The following is a 2904-nucleotide window of genomic DNA, read 5'->3' on the forward strand; positions in this document are numbered from 1 at the left end:
CTGGCGATCGAACTCGCCGCGGGCAGGCTGTCCAGTCTGTCGCTCGCCGACCTGCACGCCCGGCTCGACCGCTCGCTCGACCTGCTCGGCGCCGGGCCCGCCGGCGACGCCCGGCACCGCACGCTGCGTGCGACCGTCGAATGGTCGTACCAGCTGCTCACCCCCGATGAGCAGCGGCTGTTCCGGCACCTCGCGCTCTTCCCCGACGGAGTCGACCTCGAGACCGCCGAACAGCTCGTCACCGATCTCGGGCTCGCAGGGGACCCCGGCGGCCTGTTGGCGCGGCTCGTGGACGCCTCCCTGCTCGACGCCGACTTCAGCGCAGCCACCCGCTACCGGATGCTGGAGACCCTGCGCGCGTTCGGAGCCGACCGGCTGGCCGCAGCCCACGAGGAGGACGCCGCCGAAGCGCTGCTGGTGACTTGGGCGGGCGGGCTCGCCGAGCGGATCCACGCACAGCTCGACGGGGCTGACGAGGCCGCGGCGGACGCCTGCCTCCGCCGGGAGATCGCCAACCTGCGCGCGGCCTGGCGACTGGCCCGTCGACGCGGTGCAGCCGACGTCGCCGCGACCATCGTGGTCTCGCTGTTCGACGCTGTCGCCTATCGCGACCTGGTCGAGCTCAGGGGTTGGGCCCAGGAGCTCGCCGCCGATCCCGCGCTCACCGAGCACCCCCGCGCGACGGCGGTGCTGGGCGTCGCCGCCGAGGCGGCCTATCAGCGAGGCGAGTCGGCGGAGGCGGAGCGGCTCGCCCGGGCCGGCCTCGACCAGGGACCTGCAGCCGCCGACGCCTGGTACTGCCACATGGTCCTCTCCATCGTCGCTCTCGCCCGCGGTGAGTTCGAGGCCACCATCGAGCAGGCGTCGGCCGGGGCGGCGCTGGCGGGCGAGCAGCGGGAGTGTCCCGGCATCGCTGCTCTCGCCGCCGCCTACGGCGGCGACCTGGCCTCGGCCCGCCGGTGGAACGGACCTGCCACAGCGGCCGCCGTCTCCCCGTCGATGCGGTCCTGGGCTGCGTACGTGGCCGGCGAGATCGACGGGCTGGCCGGCGACCTCGACGCGGCCGAGACGCACTACCGCGCCGCGCTGGACCTGGCGCGCGGAGTAGGAGCGACGTTCCTGGCCGGCGTCGCCAGCGTCGGGCTGCTGACCGTGCTCGCCCGCGCGGGCCGGGTGCACGACGCCCTGCGCGGCTACACCCGGGTCATCGACGGCTTCGCGCGGACCGGGAACTGGACCCACCTGTGGGCGACCCTGCGCAACCTCTCCGACCTGCTGCGCACCCTGGGCGACGACCGGACGGCGGCCCTGATCGACGCGGCCGCCGACCGGGCACCGGACGCACCCGCCCTGGCCGTCCCGCGGAAGGTGGCACCACCCGATGAGCCAGTACCCGATCGGACGGAGATCCTCATGCTCGCCCGGCAGGCCGTCACACGGGCGACCGAACGGACGCGTCTGCCGTCTCGACCGTCGTCTCGGCCGGCGAGCGAGGACCGCTCCGCAGCGGGATAGCACCACCGACGAGCGGGTGGAGCCCACGAAGACGACCGACGGGTACCTCGCCACGGCGGCCGCTCGCGGCACACATCCCGTCTGTGAGGAGACCTACGACAACGGCGTGCGCACAGCGCTGTTCCACGACCCGGACGGCAACGAGATCGGGATCGGCGGCGCCGGCTGAGCCCGCATCGGAGACACCGGTGCAGGCTCACCCTCGACCGTCGCGATCACCACGTGAACCAGGAACGCCGCGAGGGCGGCGGAGCTCATCCCGGCCACGGCGGCAACGACCAGTCAGCGAGCATCACCACCGGCACCACCAGGGCAGACAGCAGGACGATGGGCCGCAGCGCACCAGCGATGATCAACGGCAGGGACTGGAATCGCCACCGTCTCGGCCCTCGTTACCGATGACCTGTGCCAAGACCGTGGTGGAGTCGCGGCACGCCACCTGTCTCCTTGCCCATCGGCGCACTGAACGCCGCGGCTAGCCTTCAGGAGGCTGTCCGCGGCTGAACCGGAGTCTCTCCGCGGTGCGCAAGCACTTCACGATGGGTGGGGCGCGCCGTCGACGAGTCGGCTCAGCCGTTCGAGGGCGGAGCGACCTGCCAGGGATCGGGAAGGAGGAGGAGCCATCGGCAGCTCGACGCTGTCGAGGTGGACGGAGCATGCGTGCCGTGCTCGACCTGTGACCCGTCCACGTAGCCGCACCGGGCGACGGGCACCGCCTCACGGACAAGTGGATCGCACCCGTCCTGGCTCGTTACTCAGCGCAGGTCGCGGATTCGGTCGTTCAGGTCCTCGACCTGCTCGCGGGCGGCGGTGAGCTCGTCGGTGCGGCTGCGGAGATCGACGCGGGCGGTGTCGAGAGCTGCGGTGGCGTGGTCGCGGGCGTCGTCGGCGCGCTGTCGGGCCGAGTCCGTGTCGTCGAGGCGGTTCTCGAGATCCATGATCGTCTCCGCCGAGAGGAGGGTGTGGCCTTCGTCGAGGAGCTCACGCAACCGGGTGGCCACCCGGAGCTGGCGTCGGGAGTACCGGCGGTGCCCGCCGTCGGTGCGGTGAGGCTGCAGGGCCCCGGACGTGTCGAGGCTGCGCAGAAAGGCAGGCTGGACGCCGAGGAGCTCCGCGGCCTGTCCCATGGAGACGACCGGGTAGTCCTCGTCGTCCAGCCTGCTGAGGTTGTCGGTCAAGAGTTATCGGTCTCCGGTCTCGTCATCGTCCTCCCGCGGTGGTCGTCTCGATACTGGCCTTCGACCTCCCGGCGCTACCTGCGGGCCGGTCGGCCGGCGTGCGCCAGAAGGGCTCAGGTGCTCGACGCGGTCAGCTCGGACTGTCGGGTCGTGCTCCCGCCGGCGGTCTCCACAGGGCCCGCGTCGAGAGTGGTCTGGTCGGTGTGAGCGA

General features: G+C 72.5%; 3 protein-coding genes. 2 read left to right on the forward strand and 1 reads right to left on the reverse strand.

The window, feature by feature from the left end; all coding sequences use genetic code 11:
• Positions 1 to 1515: ATP-binding protein (locus H5J29_RS27560; RefSeq protein WP_446686498.1), on the forward strand; the 1515-nt coding region annotated here is incomplete at its 5' end.
• 16 nt (positions 1516 to 1531) lie between these two features.
• Entirely contained in the window at positions 1532 to 1684 is a 153-nt protein-coding gene (locus tag H5J29_RS35505; protein ID WP_246394369.1) for a hypothetical protein, read from the forward strand.
• A gap of 586 nt (positions 1685 to 2270) precedes the next feature.
• Here H5J29_RS35505 and H5J29_RS27570 read toward each other — a convergent pair.
• Complete coding sequence (locus H5J29_RS27570; RefSeq protein ID WP_376768581.1) at positions 2271 to 2693, reverse strand: helix-turn-helix domain-containing protein; 423 nt, start codon at positions 2691 to 2693, stop codon at positions 2271 to 2273.
• Between the last annotated feature and the right edge of the window lie 211 nt (positions 2694 to 2904).

This window comes from Pseudonocardia pini (assembly GCF_013870575.1).
In the GTDB taxonomy this organism is placed as follows: domain Bacteria; phylum Actinomycetota; class Actinomycetes; order Mycobacteriales; family Pseudonocardiaceae; genus Pseudonocardia; species Pseudonocardia pini.